At 72.0% G+C, this 16,453-nt stretch carries 18 protein-coding genes and 1 tRNA gene; 9 read left to right on the forward strand and 10 right to left on the reverse strand.

Features of this window, described 5'->3' with window-relative positions; all coding sequences use genetic code 11:
- Positions 1–587, forward strand: a 587-nt coding sequence (locus tag DY218_RS08685) for a tetratricopeptide repeat protein (RefSeq protein WP_147336126.1), incomplete at its 5' end; no start/stop codon positions are given.
- 78 nt (positions 588–665) lie between these two features.
- Positions 666–739: transfer RNA gene (locus DY218_RS08690), tRNA-Met, on the forward strand.
- Between the two features lie 148 nt (positions 740–887).
- Here DY218_RS08690 and DY218_RS08695 read toward each other — a convergent pair.
- The 3 genes from DY218_RS08695 to DY218_RS08705 form a co-directional block, all read right to left on the reverse strand.
- Positions 888–2,060 (reverse strand): ABC transporter substrate-binding protein, encoded by a 1,173-nt coding sequence (locus tag DY218_RS08695; RefSeq protein WP_128555344.1) that lies wholly within the window; start codon positions 2,058–2,060, stop codon positions 888–890.
- 71 nt (positions 2,061–2,131) lie between these two features.
- Entirely contained in the window at positions 2,132–2,995 is an 864-nt protein-coding gene (locus DY218_RS08700; RefSeq protein ID WP_128555345.1) for an ABC transporter permease, read from the reverse strand.
- Positions 2,992–3,780 carry an ABC transporter ATP-binding protein gene (locus DY218_RS08705; protein WP_128555346.1) on the reverse strand — a complete coding sequence of 263 codons (789 nt, stop codon included), beginning with the start codon at positions 3,778–3,780 and terminating at the stop codon, positions 2,992–2,994. Before DY218_RS08705 ends, DY218_RS08700 begins: the two co-directional genes overlap by 4 nt.
- 391 nt (positions 3,781–4,171) lie before the next feature.
- Here DY218_RS08705 and DY218_RS08710 point away from each other — a divergent pair, with 391 nt between their 5' ends.
- The gene (locus DY218_RS08710; protein WP_128555347.1) at positions 4,172–5,686 is read left to right on the forward strand and encodes a polysaccharide pyruvyl transferase family protein; all 1,515 of its coding nucleotides are present in this window, start codon (positions 4,172–4,174) and stop codon (positions 5,684–5,686) included.
- 3 nt (positions 5,687–5,689) lie between these two features.
- Here the strand turns inward: DY218_RS08710 and DY218_RS08715 are convergent, their stop codons facing one another.
- From DY218_RS08715 to hisN, 3 genes are all read right to left on the reverse strand, one after another.
- Complete coding sequence (locus DY218_RS08715) at positions 5,690–6,106, reverse strand: Fur family transcriptional regulator (protein ID WP_128555348.1); 417 nt, start codon at positions 6,104–6,106, stop codon at positions 5,690–5,692.
- Between the two features lie 43 nt (positions 6,107–6,149).
- Positions 6,150–6,548 carry a CBS domain-containing protein gene (locus tag DY218_RS08720; RefSeq protein WP_128555349.1) on the reverse strand — a complete coding sequence of 133 codons (399 nt, stop codon included), beginning with the start codon at positions 6,546–6,548 and terminating at the stop codon, positions 6,150–6,152.
- A gap of 193 nt (positions 6,549–6,741) precedes the next feature.
- The gene (gene hisN / locus DY218_RS08725) at positions 6,742–7,542 is read right to left on the reverse strand and encodes a histidinol-phosphatase (RefSeq protein WP_128555350.1); all 801 of its coding nucleotides are present in this window, start codon (positions 7,540–7,542) and stop codon (positions 6,742–6,744) included.
- Positions 7,543–7,707: 165 nt separating this feature from the next.
- Between hisN and DY218_RS08730 the strand changes: the two genes are divergently transcribed.
- On the forward strand, positions 7,708–8,292 hold the full coding sequence (locus DY218_RS08730) for a TetR/AcrR family transcriptional regulator (RefSeq protein ID WP_128555351.1): 585 nt from the start codon (positions 7,708–7,710) through the stop codon (positions 8,290–8,292).
- 33 nt (positions 8,293–8,325) lie between these two features.
- Here the strand turns inward: DY218_RS08730 and DY218_RS08735 are convergent, their stop codons facing one another.
- The 4 genes from DY218_RS08735 to DY218_RS08750 all read right to left on the reverse strand — a co-directional run bounded on the left by DY218_RS08735 (position 8,326) and on the right by DY218_RS08750 (position 11,969).
- Entirely contained in the window at positions 8,326–8,649 is a 324-nt protein-coding gene (locus DY218_RS08735) for a DMT family transporter (RefSeq protein WP_128555352.1), read from the reverse strand.
- Positions 8,650–8,826: 177 nt separating this feature from the next.
- Complete coding sequence (gene rsgA / locus DY218_RS08740) at positions 8,827–9,837, reverse strand: ribosome small subunit-dependent GTPase A (RefSeq protein WP_128555353.1); 1,011 nt, start codon at positions 9,835–9,837, stop codon at positions 8,827–8,829.
- A 14-nt stretch (positions 9,838–9,851) separates the two neighbouring features.
- Positions 9,852–11,177, reverse strand: a complete 1,326-nt coding sequence (aroA, locus tag DY218_RS08745; protein WP_128555354.1) for a 3-phosphoshikimate 1-carboxyvinyltransferase — start codon at positions 11,175–11,177, stop codon at positions 9,852–9,854.
- 69 nt (positions 11,178–11,246) lie between these two features.
- A complete protein-coding gene (locus DY218_RS08750; protein ID WP_128555355.1) occupies positions 11,247–11,969 on the reverse strand; it encodes a M50 family metallopeptidase in 723 nt (240 codons plus the stop codon).
- A gap of 49 nt (positions 11,970–12,018) precedes the next feature.
- Between DY218_RS08750 and DY218_RS08755 the strand changes: the two genes are divergently transcribed.
- The 5 genes from DY218_RS08755 to DY218_RS08775 all read left to right on the forward strand — a co-directional run bounded on the left by DY218_RS08755 (position 12,019) and on the right by DY218_RS08775 (position 16,398).
- Positions 12,019–12,834: an SOS response-associated peptidase gene (locus DY218_RS08755; protein WP_128555356.1), complete on the forward strand. Its 816-nt coding sequence runs from the start codon at positions 12,019–12,021 to the stop codon at positions 12,832–12,834.
- Positions 12,835–12,950: 116 nt separating this feature from the next.
- Positions 12,951–13,592: an alpha/beta hydrolase family protein gene (locus DY218_RS08760; protein ID WP_128555357.1), complete on the forward strand. Its 642-nt coding sequence runs from the start codon at positions 12,951–12,953 to the stop codon at positions 13,590–13,592.
- 227 nt (positions 13,593–13,819) lie between these two features.
- Positions 13,820–14,476, forward strand: a complete 657-nt coding sequence (locus DY218_RS08765; RefSeq protein WP_199566671.1) for a sigma-70 family RNA polymerase sigma factor — start codon at positions 13,820–13,822, stop codon at positions 14,474–14,476.
- Positions 14,473–14,799: a mycothiol system anti-sigma-R factor gene (gene rsrA, locus DY218_RS08770; RefSeq protein WP_128555359.1), complete on the forward strand. Its 327-nt coding sequence runs from the start codon at positions 14,473–14,475 to the stop codon at positions 14,797–14,799. The genes DY218_RS08765 and rsrA overlap by 4 nt, the downstream gene beginning before the upstream one ends.
- Positions 14,800–15,063: 264 nt before the next feature.
- On the forward strand, positions 15,064–16,398 hold the full coding sequence (locus DY218_RS08775; protein WP_128555360.1) for an HD-GYP domain-containing protein: 1,335 nt from the start codon (positions 15,064–15,066) through the stop codon (positions 16,396–16,398).
- Positions 16,399–16,453 lie beyond the last annotated feature (55 nt).

Raw genomic sequence — 16,453 nt, forward strand, 5'->3', positions numbered from 1 at the left:
CGGCCGGGCACACCGAGGCCGCGCTGCAGGTGGGCATCGCCCGGCTCCGCGAGGGCGACCGCCGCGGCGCCGAGCGGCATCTGCGCTGCGCCGCGGGCGGCGGCAGCGCGGAAGCGGCGTACCGGCTCGGTGCGCTGCTCGACCGGCGAGACCACCGTGACGTGGTGCTCGGCGAGGCCGTGACCGGCCGCACCGAGTGCGAGGAGTGGTACGAGCGGGCGGCCGACCTCGGGCACCGCCGCGCCCAGGTGCGCGTCGGGATGCTCGCCTCCGCACGCGGCGACGTCGTCGCGGCGGCGCGCTGGTACCGCGAGGCCGCGGAGGCGGGCAGCCGGAACGGCGCCTTCAACCTCGGCCTGCTCCTTGCCCGCGAGGGCAGCGAGCCGGAGGCGCTGCTGTGGTGGACCCGGGCCGCCGACGCGGGGCACGGGCGGGCCGCGCTGCGGCTCGCGCTGCTGCACGCGCGGCGCGGCGAGCTCGCGGAGGGACGGAAGTGGTGCGACCGCGCCGTGCAGCTCGGGCCCGAGGAGGTCGCCGAGCGGGCGGGACGCCTCCGGGAGGCGCTGCAGCAGGAGCTCACGGCCTGAGGCGGCGCCCCGCCCCGGGTCGTGGTGGATCGGATTTGCGCTGGTCGTCGCCTCTGACGTACGGTTGCAACACAACGGCGCGGGGTGGAGCAGCTCGGTAGCTCGCTGGGCTCATAACCCAGAGGTCGCAGGTTCAAATCCTGTCCCCGCTACTGAAGGCGAAGGCCCGGATCCCTCGAGGATCCGGGCCTTCGTCATGTGCTGTGCGCTGACCACCGGCGCCGCGTGTTCATTCCCGGTGCCCNCTCGAGGATCCGGGCCTTCGTCATGTGCTGTGCGCTGACCACCGGCGCCGCGTGTTCATTCCCGGTGCCCCACCGCCTCCGCGTACAGGGACCGGTCGACGGCCTTCGACTCGGGTACCTTCTCGCCCTCCGCGACCCCCGCATCGGCGTACGCCTGCTGCAGGCGGTCAGTGGTGCCCTTACGGATCTCCCAGTCCATCCGCAGCGACGGCGTCGACTTCAGTATCGACTCGTCGACCTTCAGGAGCTTCGCCAGCTCGCTGACGAAGCCGGCGTCGGACTTGTAGTCGCCGCGGAAGTAGGTGTTCACGGTCCGGACGTACGCGCGCAGCAGGGCGACGCCCGCATCGACGTCCTTGTGCAGCAGATTCGGGCCGAAGAGGAGCCCGCCGAGTGGTTCGCCGAGCGGCTGGCCGCCCAGGAAGGCGTACTTCGGATCGCCGTCGATCTTCTGCCAGACCGGGTCGAGGAGCCAGGCCGAGTCGACTCCGCCGTTCTGCAGCGCGGTGAGCACATCGGCCGAGCCCAGCTGCTGGAACTGCACCTTGTCGAGCCCGCCGCCGTGCTTGCGCAGCGATTTGCCCATCGGGTACGCGATCACCGACCCCTTGCCGATCATGGTGCCGACCTTCCGGCCCGCCATCGGTACGTGATCGGCCGTCTCGCCCTTTTTCAGGCGCACCCACAGGCCGCTGTGGGACTCCGCGGGAGGGGAGTAGTTCGCGGCCACCCACTTGATGGCGAATCCGCCGTTGATGCCGTTCATCACCGCCGCCTCGGGGGCCGCCCACTGGGCGTCGATGTCACCCTTGGCGAGCAGCGGCAGGGCGTCCGGGGTGGGCAGGACCTTGAGGTCGACGTCGAGCCCCTCCTTCGCGAACTCGCCCTTCTCCACGGCCATTTGGAGCGGCGCGACGTACTCGGCGCTCAGGGTGCCGGTGGCGATGGTGATCTTCTTCTTGGCGTCGAGGGGCCTGGGGGCCGGTGCGCCCTTGTCGCAGCGGGCGGGTTCTCGGCCCTCGGCCAGATCGGCGGGGTCGGTCCAGGCGGCCTTGCCGCAGCCCTCGACCGCCTTGACGGCGCGGGGCTTCGAGGAACCGGCGGACGGGGCGTCGTCCTCCTTCGCACAGCCCGCAGAGACGAGCAGGGCGCCGGCGGTGAGCAGGGCGACCGCGAGCGCGGGCCGCTTGTGCGGTGCGGGGTGGTACGGGTTCGTTCCGGTGCGCATGGGACGTGGTCCTCCGTACAGGAAGCGGGCAGGGTGTGGCGGAAAGCGGCGGTGGCGGTCGTGCCGGCGGGTCAGGACTGGCTGCGGCCGCGGTCGCGCGGTGCCCAGGGGGTGAGCAACCGGCCTGCGAGACGGACCAGTTCGGAGAACACGACGCCGAGCACGGCGACGCAGACGATGCCGACGAACATCACGTCGTTCTGGAACAGCGCCCGCGCGTCGAAGATCAGATGCCCGAGCCCGTCGGCGGCGGCGATCGACTCGGAGGCGACGATCACCAGGACCGCCACACCGGCCGCGATCCGCGCCCCCACCAGGACCGCGGGCAGCGAGGCGGGCAGCAGGACGTGCCGGAACATCTGCCACGGCGATGCGCCGAAGACCGTGCCCGCGTCCCGGTGTCCCGCGGGAACGGCCAGCACGGCGGCCATCGTGGAGATCCACACGAAGAAGAAGACGGTGGTCGCGACCAGGGCGATCTGCGGCCCCTCGCCGAGTCCGAACATGTTGAGGAAGACCGGCAGCAGGGCCAGCTTCGGTACCACGTAGAGCGCGTCGAGCAGCGGCTCGAGTGCGGCCCGTACCAGCGAGAGGGAGCCCATCAGGAGGCCGAGCGCATAGCCGGACACGGTGCCGATGGCGTAGCCGCCGAGCACCCGCTTGAGGGTGGCCCACACGTCCGGCCACAGTTCGCCGTCGGCCGCGCGCTGCCAGCCGTCCTCGACGATGGTCTGCGGCGCCGGATAGATGCGGTCGTCGATCCAGCCCTGTACGGCGGCCAGTTGCCATACGAGGAGCAGGACGAGCGGCACGGCGACCGCCAGGGAGATCTCCAGGGCGCGCCGCCTGCGGTGGGTGCGTACCGGGCTCAGTTCCTGCGGTCCCGGCTCTCTGACCAGGACGTCGTCCGCGGGCGGTTTGGTGAGGGTGGTCATGCCGGCACCGCCTCGGTACGGACCTCGCCGCGCAGCAGGTCCCACAACTCGCGTTTGAGGGCGGCGAATTCAGCGGCGTCGCGGATGTCGCCGGAGCGCGGGCGGGCGAACGGCGGGCGGCGTTCGGCCAGGATCCGCCCCGGGCGGGCCGACATCACCAGGACGCGGTCGCCGAGGACGATGGCCTCCTCCAGGCTGTGGGTGATGAAGAGCGTGGTGGTGCGGGTGGTCTGGGTGAGTTCGAGGAGTTCGTCCTGCAGGATCGTGCGGAGCTGGGCGTCGAGTGCGGCGAACGGCTCGTCCATCAGCAGGATCTCGGGCTCCACGGCGAGGGCGCGGGCGATGGCCACGCGCTGGCGCATACCGCCGGAGAGGGCGGCCGGGTAGGCGTCGGCGAAGTCCGCGAGGCCCAGGCGCGAGAGCCAGTCCCGGGCGCGGGCGTCGGCGTCCTTGCGCGGGACGCGCTGGACGTCCAGGCCGAAACGGACGTTGGCGAGTACGGACTTCCAGTCGTAGATGCCGTAGTCCTGGAAGATCATCGCGGCGGGGCGGTCCGTCTCCGCGCGGATCTCCAGGCGTCCGGTGCTGGGGCGGAGCAGCCCGGCGGCGATACGCAGCAGCGTGGACTTGCCGCAGCCGGACGGGCCGACGACGCAGGTGAACTCGCCGCGGGCGACCTCCAGGTCGAGCGGGCCGAGTGCGGACACCTTGCCCGGGCCGCGGCCGAAGGTGCGGCCGAGTGCGGTGGCCCGGAGTGTGGGTGGGGTCGGGTGCGGGTCTCCCACGGTTCCTCCCTGGTGGTCACCGGACGGTGCCGCCGACGTGGTGTCCGGGCGTGCGACGCCGTGCGGAGGGCGGTTGCGGTTCCGGTGGGTCTGAATGGGTGTCAGGAGGGTGACGATATGACGGTGCGTCAGATTCGGGAAGGGGTTGGGAAGAGTGGGGAAGACGGGCGGTGTGCGGCCCGACGGCCGTCGGGCGGTGGCGCGGGGATGGCCCGGGATCGCGGCATTTACGCAAGGCGTTCACCCGCGCGCCACCCCGCGGTCAGCGCCGCGTCGGTCTCGGGAACCCGGCTGTGCACGCGGGCGTGGTGTGGTCCCAGTGCCCTGAAGCCGGCGGCTGAGCCGGCCGCCGCCCCCCGTCAAGGTCCCCACTAGCTGCAGAGGTTGGAAGATGCGCGTCGTTCTCGTAGGAGACATCGGATGGCGGGACCTCTATCACCTGGGTGACGAGGCGATGACCGAGGTGGCGCTCGACGAGCTGCAGCGCCGCGGGATCACGGACATCACGCTCATCGGCGGCCACCCCGAGAGCGCCACGGCGCGCTACGGCGTCCCGTCGATCCACCGCATCGGCTTCCGCGGCACCCCGGACCGCAGCCACAACATCGCCCGGCACACGGCGGTGACGGAGGCCGCGCGCGGGGTGCGGTCGCTGCCCGAGGGCGACAGCGCAGGTGCGGTGATCGAGGCCGTACGGGAGGCCGATGCGGTGCTGGTGGCCGGCGGCGGCAATCTCAACTCCTTCTTCCCGCAGCACATCTTCGAGCGGGCCTCGCTCGGCGCGGTGGCCGCGGAGCTCGGCAGGCCGTACGCCTTCACCAGCCAGACCGTCGGCCCGCTGATCCGCCGGCAGGACCGGCCCCACCTGGAACCGCTGCTCGGTTCGGCCGTCGCCTTCGGCGCCCGGGAGCGCACCACCTTCGATCTGGTGGGCACGCTCGGGGCGGCCAAGCAACGGGTCGCGCTCAGCATGGACGACGCGTTCGGACTGCGGCCGCGCGAGGCGGACGTGGCGGCCGTCGCCCGGCACCGCCGGCGGCGCCACATCGTCGCCAGCTTCGCGGAGAACCCGTCGACCCCGGTGATCGGCAAGGACGCGTACTACCGGCTGATCGGCCGGACCCTGGTGCAGCTCGCCGATCTGTACGACGCGGACGTCCTGCTCGTACCGCATGCAGGGACCTTCGAGCCGGGCGGCGGCAGCCGCGACCAGATCTCGAACGAGAAGATCGCCGGATACGCCGGTGACGACCGGGTGCAGCCGCTGCCGATGCTCACCGCACGGGAGGTCGCCGCCCTGACCCGGGACGCCGCCCTGGTCACCGGCACCCGCTACCACCCGGCGATCATCGCGGCGAGCGAGGCGACGCCGGCCCTGTCCATCGCCCCCACCCAGTACTCCTCGGTCCGGATGCGCGGTGCGGCGGCGAACGTCGGTATGCAGGACTACGTACTCGGCCTGGCCAGCTGGCAGTCCGGTGAAGTGCTCACCGCGGCGCGTGAACTCCTCGACGCCGACGACGCGGTACGCGCCCATCTGCGGACGGTGGCCGAGCGGCGCACCGGCGACCACAAGGCCTGGTGGGACGCCCTGGTCCGGGCGCTCGACAGCGGCAGGCCGCTCGCTCCCGGCGACTATCTGCCGTCCGTCGCCCCCTTCACCTCGCCAGGCACCTGGGCCACCGCGGCCGGAGATCTGCTTGACGCCACCGAACGCTACGACCGCGAGCGCATGGTGCAGAAGTGGCGGATCGACGAGCTGGAGGGTGAGGTGCGCCGGCTGTCCGGCGCGCTCGCGAAGGCCCGGCAGGGCAACTCGGGGCTCAGGCGCTGGAAGCGGCGGCTCGCCCGCTTCGTCCCGGCGGCCGTCCGCACCCGGCTGCGCCGCCCGGCGCGGGCGGCATGACCGTCAGGCCCGGGTGCAGTCGGGGCAAAGCCCCCGGTAGGTGACCTCGACCTCCGAGACCGTGAAGCCGAAGCGCTCGGAGGCGGGCAGGTCCGCCAGCGGATCTCCGCTCGCATGGACGTCACGGATCGCACCGCACCCGGCGCAGACCAGGTGCTGGTGCGGCCGGTGGGCGTTCGGGTCGTACCGCTTGGCGCGGCGGTCCGTGCTCACCTCGAGGACCTCGCCGAGGGTGACCATCTCGCCGAGCGTGTTGTAGACCGTCGCCCGGGAGATCTCCGGGAGCTTCGCGGTGGCGCGGGCGTGCACCTCGTCGGCCGTGAGGTGGACGTGGTCGCCGTCGAGGACCTCGGCCACGACGCGCCGCTGTGCGGTCATCCGCCAGCCGCGTCCGCGAAGTCGTTCGAGGAGGTCACTCATGAGGGCAGCCTAACAATCCGCCCCGGCCGGGTGCGTGGCGCCCTCAGCCCGGCACCGGTGCGACGCGGCCGCCGCGGGTCCAGCAGCGGGTGATGTCGCGGACCGAGACGATGCCCACCGGCTCGTGGTCGTCGAGCACGATCAGATGCCGGAAGCCGCCGTGCGTCATCGCCTCCGCGGCCTCGTCGAGCGTCCAGGACGGGGCGGCGAACACCACGTCGGTGGTGGTGTGGGCGCCGGCGGTCTCGGTGTCGGGGTTCTGTCCCGCGCCGAGCGAGATCAGGATGTCGCGCTCGGTCAGGATGCCGATCCCGCTGTCGTCGGGGTCGAGTACCACGGCGGCGCCGACGCGGCGGGCGGACATCAGTCGGGCGGCCTGGCGGAGGGTGTGGTCGGGGCCGATGGTCAGGACGGTCGTGCTCATGGCGTCGTGGACGAGCATGGGCTGAAGCCACCTCCTGGCGGAATCCCTCCGTCCGGGCGGCCGGCTTCCGTCGTACCGCCACCAAGAGAAGAAATTCACAAGTTCACAGGTGGGGGAGTCTTCAGAGTGGCAGCGCGATGCCGGTGCAACAAGGGGCTGTACGGGGTGAATTGGGCGCCCGGGGCCGGTGACCGGGCCGCAGGACCCCGTCTCAGTAGCGCTGGTTCAGGTACCCGAGGAGCTCGTCGTGCAGCAGGCCGTTCGACGCCGCCGCATTCCCGCTGTGCGGGCCCGGGGTGCCGTCCAGGCCGGTGAAGCTGCCGCCGGCCTCGGTCACGATGATCGCGTTCGCCGCCATGTCCCAGAGCGACAGCTCCGGCTCGGCGCAGATGTCCACCGAGCCCTCGGCGACCATCATGTACGGCCAGAAGTCGCCGTATCCGCGGGTGCGCCAGCACGCCCGGGTCAGATCGAGGAAGCCGTCGAGGCGGCTCTGCGCCTCCCAGCCGCTGAGCGAGGAGTACGCGAACGAAGCGTCCGGGATCTGTGAGACCCCCGACACCTTGAGCCGGGTCGCGGACGTCAGGCTGCGCCCCGTGAAGGCGCCCGCCCCCTTCGCGGCCCACCAGCGGCGGCCGAGCGCCGGCGCCGACACCACGCCGACCACCGGCTCGAAGCCGCCCTCGCCCGCCTCCATAAGCGAGATCAGGGTCGCCCACACCGGCACGCCCCGTACGTAGTTCTTGGTGCCGTCGATCGGGTCGACCACCCAGCGGCGCGGGCCGGTGCCCTCGATGCCGTATTCCTCGCCGAGGATCGCGTCCCGCGGCCTGGCCCGCTTCAGCTGGCCGCGGATCAGTTCCTCGGCGCCCTTGTCGGCCTCGCTGACCGGCGTCATGTCCGGCTTGGTCTCCACCTTGAGGTCGAGGGCCTTGAACCGGTCCATGGTCGCGCGGTCGGCGGCATCGGCCAGCACATGGGCGAGGCGCAGATCATCGTGGTAGTCGGCCATGGCCGAACAGTATCGAGCGAGATCCGCGCCGACCACAGGGCCCTGTACCGCGGTGCCCGCACACTCCAGCGGGACTGCGGCCACCCTTGACAGTCCGCGCGGTCGCGTCAACGCTCCGAGAGGGGTGCCGCGCGGCACCCGGCCCAGGCCCGTCGTGGAGGTGCCATGGCTGCTGCTCGCGAGACGCTGTTGGACGCGGCCGCCACGGTGCTCGGCCGGAGATCCTGGGCGACCGTGCGGATGGTCGAGGTCGCCGCGCTCGCCGGGGTGTCCCGGCAGACGCTCTACAACGAGTTCGGCGGCAAGTCGGGCCTCGCCCGCGCCCTGGTGCGGCGGGAGGCCGACCGCTATCTGATCGGTGTCGACCGGGCCCTCGCGGAGGGCGGCATGGCCGGCGCCGCGGAGTGGACCGTCGCGGTCGCCCGGCAGAACGCCCTGGTCCGGGCCCTGCTCACCGGCTGCTGGGGAGACCGGCTGCCGTCCGTGTCGCTGGCCGCGGTGCGCTCCACCGCGGTGGTGCCCGCCCAGCGCCGGGTGGACGGACCGCTGCCCGCGCCGGGCGAGCTGATGGGGATGGTCAGGGACCGGGCCGTCGTCGCGCTCGGCATGCGGGGTGCGGCGACCCCGAACACGCCCCTGGAGTGCGAGGTGGCCGTACGCCTCGCGGTCTCCTGTGTCCTCGCACCGCTGCCCGTGGCGGACGGCGGGGTGGCACGACTGGTGACCCAGGCGGTGGGGCACCCGGTGTGACGCCCGCCGCCCGGAGTGACCCCGGGGCGTTTCCTAGTGCGCGCTGCCCGACAGCTGCAGGCCGATCACGCCCACGATGACCAGGGTGATCGAGACCAGCTTCAGGGTGGACACCACATCGCCCAGGAAGATCATCCCGTAGATCGCGGTGCCGGCCGCACCGATGCCCGTCCACACCGCGTAGGCGGGGCCCACGTCGAGGCGCTTCAGGGCGAGTGTGAGAAGGCCGAAGCTGCCGAGCGCGAAGACGCAGAAGGCGATGGTCGGCCACAGCCGGGTGAACCCGTGCGACAGCTTCAGACAGACCGCGAAACCGGTCTCGAGGATTCCGGCGACGATGACCAGCAGCCACGCCATGGTGTGGGGGACCTCCCGTGACTCGGTGACCGCTTCGCGTCTGTTGTGCGGAGCTCGGTGCGATTATGCCCTTACCTTCCGATGCGGGCGTGCAAACACCGGCGAGGTCAGAGGTCGGTCGGTACGGAAGACGGCCTGGGGCGGCACGGGGTTGAGCCGGAGTGCCCCGGGCGCGCGTCAGTCGCCCTCGCGCCGCTCCCGCGTGGCGAGCAGCCGGCGCAGCGAGTACAGCCGGGCCGGATCGGCGTGCCCTTCCGCGACCCAGGCGTCGAGCGCGCAGTCCGGTTCGTCGTGGCTGCAGGCGCGCGGGCAGTCCTCGGTGCCCGGCTCCAGATCCGGGAAGGCGTGGATGACCCGGCTCGGGTCGACGTGGTGCAGCCCGAAGGACCGTACGCCCGGGGTGTCGATCACCCAGCCCTCGCCGTCGTCGAGCGGCAGCGCGAGGGCCGAGGTGGTGGTGTGCCGGCCGCGGCCCGTGACCGCGTTGACATGGCCGGTGATACGCCGGCGGTCCGCCGGCACCAGGGCGTTGACCAGCGTGGTCTTGCCGACGCCGGAGTGTCCGACGAACGCGGTGACATGGCCGTCGAGCACCTCGCGCACCCGGTCCGCCGCATCGCCGTCCGCCAGCTCCTCGCGGCTGGTCACCACGTACGGGAAGTCCAGTGCCCCGTACGCCTCCAGGAGCTTGTCCGCCGGGGCCAGATCGGACTTGGTGAGGACGAGGACGGGCTGCAGGCCCGCGTCGTACGCGGCGACCAGGCAGCGGTCGATCAACCGCGGCCGTGGCTCGGGATCGGCGAGGGCCGTGACGATCGCCAACTGGTCGGCGTTCGCGACGACCACGCGCTCGTACGGGTCCGTGTCGTCCGCGGTGCGGCGCAGCACCGAGGAGCGCTCCTCGATACGGACGATGCGCGCCAGGGTGTCCTTGCGGCCCGACAGATCCCCGACGAGCGCGACCCGGTCGCCGACCACGGCCGCCTTGCGCCCCAGCTCACGGGCCTTCATCGCCATGACGACGCGGTCCTCGACGAGGCAGGTGAGCCGGCCGCGGTCCACGGTCAGGACCATGCCCTCGCTGGCGTCCTCGTGCTTGGGCCTGATGTGGGTGCGGGGACGGTTGCCCTTGCGGTTCGGGCGGACCCGGATGTCGTCCTCGTCGGGGTTCTTGCCATAGCGGCGCATGACGTCGGATCCCCTCAGGTGCGGGGGCCGCCGAGCATGGACGTCCACAGGTCGGGGAAGTCGGGGAGGGTCTTGGCCGTCGTCGCCACGTTCTCGATCTGTACGCCCTCGACCGCGAGGCCGATGATCGCGCCCGCCGTGGCCATGCGGTGGTCGTCGTAGGTGTGGAAGACGCCGCCGTGCAGCCGGCGGGGGCGGATGTGCAGCCCGTCCGCGGTCTCCGTGACGTCGCCCCCGAGCTCGTTGATCTCCTTGGTGAGCGCGGCCAGGCGGTCCGTCTCGTGCAGCCGCAGATGGGCGACGCCGCTCAGCGTGGACGGGGAGTCCGCGAGGGCGGCGACCGCCGCGATGCCCGGGGCGAGCTCGCCCACCTCGCTGAGGTCCGCGTCGATGCCGTGGATGGTGCCCGAGCCGGTGAACTCCAGTCCCTGCTCGGTCAGTTCGCAGGAACCGCCCATCTCGGTGAACAGCTCGCGCAGCGCGTCGCCGGGCTGCGTGGTGCGGGCCGGCCAGTCGGGGATCACCACCCGGCCGCCGGTGACCAGGGCCGCCGCCAGGAACGGCTGGGCGTTGGAGAGATCGGGCTCGATCACCAGGTCACGGCCGAGCAGAGCGCCGGGCGCGACCCGCCACACGTCCGGCTCGCCGCCGGTCTCCGGCTCGTCGACCTGGGCGCCGACCGCGCGCAGCATGTCGACGGTCATCCGGATGTGCGCCATCGAGGGCAGATGGCTGCCGGTGTGCCGTACCTCCACGCCCTGGTTGAAGCGCGGCCCCGACAGCAGCAGCGCGGACACGAACTGGGAGGACGACGAGGCGTCGATGTCGACGCGGCCGCCGTCCAGGGCGCCGCCGCCGTGCACCGTCATGGGCAGCGCGCCCCGGCCGTCGTCGTCGATGCGGGCGCCGAGGGCACGCAGCGCGTCGATCACGCCGTGCAGCGGCCGCTCGTACGACCTCGGGTCGCCGTCGAAGCGCACCGGGCCGTCGGCGAGGGTCGCGACCGGGGGCAGGAAGCGCATCACGGTGCCCGCATTGCCCACGTCGACCGTGGCGGGTCCGGCGAGCCCCGCCGGGATCACCCGCCAGGCCTCGCCGGTGCCGTCGGGGCCGACGCCCTCCTCGATGCCGACGCCGAGGGTGCGCAGGGCCTCGGCCATCAGGAGGGTGTCGCGGGAGCGGAGCGGGCGGCGCAGCCAGCCCGGCTCGGCGGCCAGGGAGGCGAGCACCAGGGCCCGGTTGGTGACCGATTTCGAGCCGGGCACATGGACGGTCGCGTCGACCGCGTCGCTCGCGTGCGGGGCCGGCCAGAGAGACGTGTGCGCGGGATTCTCGGTCATGGGCCCAACTTTAATGGCTGGCCGCGCACCGGATCGGCCACGCCCGCCCGGTGCCCGGCGCCCGCCGGGTCACAGACCGAGCAGCCAGCGCCCGCCGCCGATCAGCGAACAGATCGAGACGGCGTGGAAGAAGAAGAACCACAGTGCGGCGGGTACGTGGGTGAGCCGCGCGAGCTGGTCCGCGTCCGAGTCCGGGGCCCCGCCGCGCCGCCGCTTCGACTGCAGCTCGAACGCCGGCCGTACGCCACCGAGCAGCAGGAACCACACCACGACGTACGCGAATCCGGCCTGCACCTCGGGGTCCGCCAGCCAGGAGACGAGCAGGAAGGCGCCGCCGGTGATGATCACGGTCAGTGCGCCGTACGCATTGCGGATCATCACCAGGAGGGCGATCAGCAGGGCCGTCGCCAGCCAGAGCAGTGCGGTGATGTGGTCGGCGGCGAGGAGCCAGGCGCCGCCGAGGCCGAGCAGCGGGGGAGCCGTGTAGCCGCCCGCGGCGGTGAGGATCATGCCGATGCCGCTGGGCTTGCCGCGGCTGACCGTCAGGCCGCTGGTGTCGGAGTGCAGTCGGATCCCGTCCAGCTTGCGGCCGGTGACGAGCGCGATCAGACCGTGCCCGCCCTCGTGCGCGATGGTGATCGCGTTGCGCGTCAACCGCCATATCGCGTGCGGGAGTACGGCGGCGAGGGCCACCGCGGCGGTGGCGTACACCAGCCACTGGTCCGGGTCCGGCTGGGCGCCGAAGACGCGGTCCCAGAGGCCGGACATCGATGTGGCTGCGGTGAGGTTCATGGTGCGGGCGGCTCCTCCCTCGGGTGCGGGGTCTGGCAGTGTGGCACGTATGTGCGGACGGTATGCATCGAGTCGTAGGCCCGAGGATCTCGCAGGAATCTTTGAGATCGACAAGTGGGACTCCGCGGAGGCCCTTGAAGCCGACTGGAACGTGGCCCCTACGAAGGAGGTCTACGCCGTACTCGACCGGCCTCTGAAAGACGCGGATTCGCCCGAGCCGGTTCGCCAGCTGCGCACGCTCAAGTGGGGCCTCGTACCGTCCTGGTCGAAGACGCCCGAGGGCGGGGCGCGGATGATCAACGCGCGCGCGGAGACCGTGCACGAGAAGCCTTCGTACCGCCGTGCCTTCGCGGCCCGCCGCTGCATCCTGCCCGCGGACGGCTATTACGAGTGGGTGACCGCGCAGGGCGAGCGCGAGCTCGAGGTGGAGGGGAAGAAGAAGCGGCCGCGGAAGCAGCCGTACTTCGTGACGCCTGCGGACGGGTCCGTGTTCGCGATGGCCGGGCTGTACGAGTTCTGGCGGGACCGGACGCGGGCGGACGGGGATCCTGCCGCGTGGTGGGTGACCTGTTCCGTGATCACCACGGAGGCGGAGACGGGGCCGCTCGGCGTCGCGCCGGTGGACGGGCCGCAGTCCCTTGCGGACATTCATCCCCGTATGCCACTGATGCTGACGCCCGACCGGTGGGATGCGTGGCTCGATCCCTCGCGGCAGTCGGTGGAGGAGCTGCGGGGGCTGCTTGCGCCGCCACCGGAGGGGTTGATGCGGGCGTATCCCGTCTCGACCGCTGTCAGCAATGTCCGTAACAACTCTCCCGAGTTGGTGGCGGAGCTGGATGGTCCCGAGGTCGGGACGCTGTTCTAGTCCCCTAACCGCCCCTTCCCAAAGAACTCCTCAATCGCCGGAGGGGCTCTATTTGAGCCCCTCCGGCGATTGAGGAGATTCGGGAAGGGGCGGGCCTGGGGAGAGAAGATGCCTGCATGAGCAGCAGCGAGATCGTGGAGACCGAGGCGGGGGACGCGCGGATCACCTGGTTCCCCGGGAAGGCCGAGAACCCCCTGACCTTGGCGGTGAGCCACGGCGCAGGCGGAGGGATCGAGGCCAGAGATCTGCAGGCGCTCGCCACCGCCCTCCCGCCGCAAGGCGTGACCGTCGCCCTCGTGGAACAGCCCTGGCGCGTGGCCGGAAAGAAGCTCGCGCCCGCACCGAAGACCCTGGACAAGGGCTGGCGCGGCCTGTGGCCCGCCCTGCAGAAGCCCGGTCACCCCGTGATCGCCGGAGGCCGCAGCGCCGGCGCCCGCGTCGCCTGCCGCACGGCGAAGGAGCTCGGCGCCCACGCCGTACTCGCCCTGAGCTTCCCGCTGCATCCCCCGGGCAAGCCCGAGAAGTCCCGCGCCGACGAGCTGCTCGGCGCCGGCGTGCCCACCCTCGTCGTGCAGGGCGGCAACGACCCCTTCGGAAAGCACACCGAATTCCCGGACGGCGCCCACGAGTTGGTGGAGATCCCGTACGCGGACCACGGCTTCGCCGTACCCAAGCGGGCGGAGATCGGGCAGGACGAGGCCGTGACGCTCATCACCCGTGCGGTGGGCCGATGGATCGGGACGCTCCGGGAATGCTGAGCGCGGGGCGCGTGTTGTGGCGGGTGTCGGTACACAAGCGTGTTTGAGAGGGAGTCCACCGCATGGGTTCGATTGCCTGCCCGAGCCGCCCCAGTGCCGTTGACCTGGACAGGTCGATGCTTCTGGCGGCGACCCCCGCCTCTGTTCGGGCGGCGGCAGGGACGGATCGTCGTCTATCCTCCGATTCGAGCGGGGTCGGTCTCGGCCTCGCGACATCGCTGGAGGAGGTGGGTCCGGTCACTGGGACCGACGAGGGGCGCCCGGAAGAGACGACTGAGGAGTCGGCTGCCGAGCGCAACGCCCGGTTCGAGCGTGACGCGCTCGAATTCCTCGACCAGATGTATTCGGCCGCACTGCGCATGACGCGCAATCCCGCGGACGCGGAGGACCTGGTGCAGGAGACGTACGCCAAGGCGTATGCGTCCTTCCACCAGTTCCGCGAGGGCACCAACCTCAAGGCGTGGCTGTACCGCATCCTGACCAACACGTTCATCAATTCGTACCGCAAGAAGCAGCGCGAGCCGCAGCGCAGCGGCGCCGAGGAGATCGAGGACTGGCAGCTCGCGCGCGCCGAGTCGCACATGTCGACCGGACTGCGCTCCGCCGAGTCGCAGGCCCTCGACCACTTGCCGGACTCGGATGTGAAGCAGGCGCTGCAGGCGATCCCTGAGGAGTTCCGCATCGCGGTCTATCTCGCCGATGTCGAGGGCTTTGCGTACAAGGAGATCGCGGACATCATGGGGACACCCATCGGTACGGTGATGTCCCGACTGCACCGGGGCCGCCGCCAGCTGCGCGGCATGCTCGAGGACTACGCCCGTGACCGCGGGCTCGTCCCGGCCGGTGCCGGAGAGTCGGACAAGGCGAAAGGCTCAGGCTCATGAGCTGCGGAGAGCCGCACGAGACGGACTGCTCTGAAGTCCTGGACCATCTCTACGAGTTCCTCGACCACGAGATGCCCGACAGTGACTGCACGAAGTTCGAGACGCACTTCGAGGAGTGCTCCCCGTGCCTGGAGAAGTACGGCCTCGAGCAGGCGGTCAAGAAGCTGGTCAAGCGCTGCTGCGGGCATGACGACGTGCCCACGGACCTGCGGGCCAAGGTGATGGGCCGGATCGATCTGATTCGCTCCGGCGAGGCGATCCCGGACCACGACGTGACCGTGGCACCCGACACCGCTCCGCGGACCGTCGGCGGCGAGGCCTGAGCCACCACCCGGGCGCCTTGCCGACGCACCGCCACCCCTTGCACAGAAGACGGGCCGCGACCCCTTGGTCGTGGCCCGCTGTCACTCGAAGGTGCTAATCCGCCGCCGCTGCCCCCGCTGATTCCCCCATTGCCTCCGCGGCCCGCCCGCCACCGCCCTATTCTCCGGAATCCTGGAACGGCTCCTCCGGAATCCTGAACCGGCCTCGGACGCGGCCAGGACGGCGAGACGGCCGAGGGGGTCGAGGGGAGGGTGTGGCGGGTGATGCGGTCGATTCCGCCCTGGGCGCGTATCTGCATCGCCGGGGCCACCCTCGCGGCCCTCTGGTGCGCCTGGCCCGCCCTCACCTCCGACACCCCCTGGGGTGCGGTACTGCTGCTCGCCCTGCTGCACGCCGGGTGCGAGCAACTCACCCGCTGGCGGATCGCCGGCGAGCGAGGGCCGCGCAGCATGGCCTCCTTCTACCCGGTGGTCCTCACCGGGGTGTTCCTCCTGTCACCCGCCGCCGCGGCCCTGGTCGCCGTACCCGGGGCGCTCGCCGCCCAGGTCGAACAGCGCCCCGCCGCCCCCCGCCGGATCTGGCGTGCCGCCCAACTGGCCGTCGCCGCCTGGGCCGGAGCGCGGGTGCACGAGCTGGCCGGCCGCTCCGTGGCCGACGGCCGTCCCGTGTTCCCCGAGGCACTGCTGCCCGCCGGAGCCGCCGCCCTCGCGTTCTGCCTGGTGCTGACCCTGCTCGACGGTTGCATCCTGGCCTGTGCCGAACGGCTGCCGCTGCGCCGCTCCTGGCACGGCCTCTTCCTGCGCTCCCTCGCCCCCACCGGCGTGCACGCGCTCGCCGGACTCATGACGGCCGTCCTGTGGCGCAGTTCGTACGGCCCGGTCGCCGCCCTCCTCGTGCTGCTGCCCATGTACGTCTCGTACTGGGTGTTCGCGCAGTACCACCGCGAGCGGGCCGCGCATCAGGCGACCATCCGGGCCCTGGTGCAGGCCGTCGACATCAAGGACGAGTACACCCGCGGGCACAGCGAGCGGGTCGGCGAGGCCTCCGTGCTGATCGCCCGCGAGCTGGGCATGGCGGACGCCCGGGTCGAGGTGCTGCGGTTCGCCGGGATCCTGCACGACGTCGGCAAGCTGGGCGTGCCGACCCGGCTGCTTCGCAAGGACGGACCGCTCACCGACGAGGAGCGCCGGATCATCGAGCTGCATCCGGAGTACGGGCACGAGATGGTGCGCGGCATCGGGTTCCTCGGCGAGGCCCGCTCGGCGATCCTGCACCACCACGAACGGCTCGACGGCAGCGGCTATCCGTACGGTCTGCAGGGGCGCCAGATCCCGGAGTTCGCGCGGGTGGTGGCCGTCGCGGACGCCTTCGACGCGATGACGTCGACCCGCTCGTACCGGCGGGGGCGGCCGGTGGCCGAGGCGCTGACCGAGCTGGAGCGGTGTGCGGGGCGGCAGTTCGACCCCCGCATGGTGCGTGCGCTGGTCCGGGCGCTCGGCCGGCACTCCCTGCGCACCGCCGTCACCGCCGACGAAGGCGGGAAAAACGTCCCGGCACCGCGCCCCGCGCCCCAGGCGCCCACCGGATCCGCCCCGTGAGGCGGCTGCCGACCGGCGCGCGCCACCCGGCGCGGCAGCCCTTCGGGGGCGCCCC

Source organism: Streptomyces triticagri, assembly GCF_003429565.1.
Lineage (GTDB): Bacteria > Actinomycetota > Actinomycetes > Streptomycetales > Streptomycetaceae > Streptomyces > Streptomyces triticagri.